Here is a 2,295-nt window from a genome sequence, read left to right as displayed (position 1 = left end):
GTGCCGAGGGGGGGGAACCGGGGACCGGGCAGGAGGGTCCGCGGGACTTCCGGGAGGGCTCGGGAGCCAGCGGGGAGGACGCGGGCAGCGCCCAACCGGGCGCGAAAGCCCCCGGGAGGGGTGCGCGGCCCCGCTGGCGCCCCGGCGGGGACACCCTGCCGCTGGGTCCGGCCGGGCCCACCCTCCAGGGGATCGCCCGCGCCGCCATGCGCATGGACGCCGAACTCGTGGAGCGCCTGCTGGAGGAGGCCCTGGACGAGTACGGCGTGGTGGCGGCCTGGGAGGACCTGGCGATGCCGCTGCTGTACGGGATGGGCCGCAAGTGGGAGGACACCCGGCGCTACGTGGAGGTGGAGCACCTTCTGTCGTGGTGCGTGTCCTCGGCGCTGCGCCGCGTGGCCGCCCCCGGGGACGCGGACCCGGCGGGCCGCCCCACGGTCCTGGCCTGCGGCCCCGGCCAGATGCACAGTCTCCCGATGGAGGCGCTGGCCGCCGCGCTGCGCGAACGGGGCGTGCCGCGCCGGGTGCTGGGGCCGTGCACGCCCGTGGTGGCGACGGTGCGGGCGGTGCGCCGCACGGGTCCGCGCGCGGTGGTCCTGTGGTCCCACGCCGGAGACGCCGACGACGTCGCGGCGCTGCGGGCGGCGGTGCGCGCGGCGGCGGGGTCGGCGCAGGCCACGGCCGTGTACACGGCCGGGCCGGGCTGGCGGTCGCTGGGCGCGGCGCCGGGGCTGGCCGCCGGGCACCTGGGCTCGCTCACCGACGCCGTGCGGGCCCTGGCCCCCGGCTGAGGCTCCTCGCACCGACCCCGCGCAGCGCGTACCACGCCTGGTCCAGGCTGGTCAGCGACATGGCCGCGACCGGTGTGCTCAGGCCCATCGCCAGTTCCCGGGGCAGGCGCGAGCCACCGTCCAGGAAGGCCAGCACGTCCCCGAGGCGGTTGGCCGCGAACAGCCCGGCGAAGAACTCCGCTCCCCGCACCCGCCCCGTGTCCAGGGCCCGCAGCATGACCGCGTCCATCGCCAGGTGGCGGCGGCGGTGGGGCACCGGCGGTACCGGGGCCCGCCCCTGGGCCAGCGCCCGCGCCACGGCGGCCGTCTGGCGCCGCACACCGCTGAACGTGTACCCGGTCGAGGGCCGGGTGGCGCCGCCCGCCGTCCCCACCCGGAACACGCGCCGCCCCGCGCGGGGGCGGAACCGCGCGTCGGTCATCGGGATGACGCCCTGCTCGGCCGCGGTCACCTCCACGTCCCCCAGCCCGAGCAGGCCGCAGTAGTCCTTGAGCGCGCGCTCGTACTCGGGGGTCGTGAGCGCCTCGCGCCCGAACTCGGTGTACTCCACCAGCGCCTCGCGCGGCGACAGCGGCAGCACGTAGCCGAAGGCCACGCCGTTGGCCGGCTGGGGAGGGCGCAGGTCCATGAGCACGGCCGAGGCGGGGTCGAAGGCGTCGTCGGGCGTGCGCACGAACCAGCCGCGGAAGTGCTGGAGCAGGTGCGTGCGCCCGCGCGGGGCGGGCCGGGGCGGACGCGAGTCGAACACCCATGAGGCGGTCAGCTCCCGCTCCCCTCCCCCGGGGCCTCCGGGGCAGGTGCCCCGTACCACGGCGTGCTCGACGCCGTCGACGACCTCGGTGACCAGCACCGGAAGCTGGTCCACGTGTTCACCGGCCGAAGCGCGCACATGCGCGTCCACGTCGGCCGACCGCAGCATCTTGTACACGTAGGGCGCCGCCGGGGAGTCGTGGACGGCCCCGTCCGGCCCCACCACGGACAGGTCCCTCCAGCGGGCGGCCAGCAGGTGGTCCCACGGCCCGCCGTCGGGCTCCCAGAAGCACCAGGTGCGGGGCGGAGGGGTGTGCGGCCCGGGGGGCGGTTCCACCAGGGCGACCCGCAGCGGTCGGCCACGTCGGTCATTGACCCCGCGAAGCTGGTGGGTCAGGGTGAGCCCAGCGGCTCCCCCGCCGATGATCGCCACGTCGTAGTCGGCCATGCCCCCAGCATGCACGGGAAGGGCCCCGCCCGCACGCGAACACCCCCCGGGAGGAGAACGTGGACACCACGACGCACGCCATGAAGGACGGCGCGGTCACCGACGAGTTCGACCACGCCGCCGGAGCCTACGACCGGCTCGTGGCCGCCAACCCCGGCTACCACGCGCACCTGCGGGTCTCCGCCAGGCGGCTGGGCCTGCCCTGGGACGGCACGGGGCTGCGCCTGCTCGACCTCGGGTGCGGCACGGGCGCCTCCACCGCCGCCCTGCTGCGCGCCCTGCCCCGGGCCCGGATCGCGGCCGTGG

At 77.4% G+C, this 2,295-nt stretch carries 2 protein-coding genes and 1 pseudogene; 2 read left to right on the top strand and 1 reads right to left on the bottom strand.

The window, feature by feature from the left end:
- Nucleotides 1–791 (top strand): B12-binding domain-containing protein (locus DQW06_RS16560; protein ID WP_117198867.1); only part of this gene is annotated, 791 nt, incomplete at its 5' end.
- Here DQW06_RS16560 and DQW06_RS16555 read toward each other — a convergent pair.
- The gene (locus tag DQW06_RS16555) at nucleotides 757–1,989 is read right to left on the bottom strand and encodes a lycopene cyclase family protein (protein ID WP_117198866.1); all 1,233 of its coding nucleotides are present in this window, start codon (nucleotides 1,987–1,989) and stop codon (nucleotides 757–759) included. The two genes, DQW06_RS16560 and DQW06_RS16555, sit on opposite strands and share 35 nt — an antisense overlap.
- A gap of 80 nt (nucleotides 1,990–2,069) precedes the next feature.
- Between DQW06_RS16555 and DQW06_RS16550 the strand changes: the two are divergent.
- Nucleotides 2,070–2,295: pseudogene (locus DQW06_RS16550) on the top strand (ubiquinone biosynthesis methyltransferase UbiE); the annotation flags it as partial.

The organism is Nocardiopsis sp. TNDT3 (assembly GCF_003427465.1).
Taxonomy (GTDB): Bacteria; Actinomycetota; Actinomycetes; order Streptosporangiales; family Streptosporangiaceae; genus Nocardiopsis; species Nocardiopsis dassonvillei.
Note: the sequence above shows the minus strand (reverse complement) of the source record. Positions and strands in the feature narration are given on the sequence as shown.

What these genes read in the sequence shown, in the direction of transcription:
- DQW06_RS16555 (WP_117198866.1), bottom strand. Translation starts at nt 1,989, where the DNA reads ATGGCCGACTACGACGTGGCGATCATCGGCGGGGGAGCCGCTGGGCTC.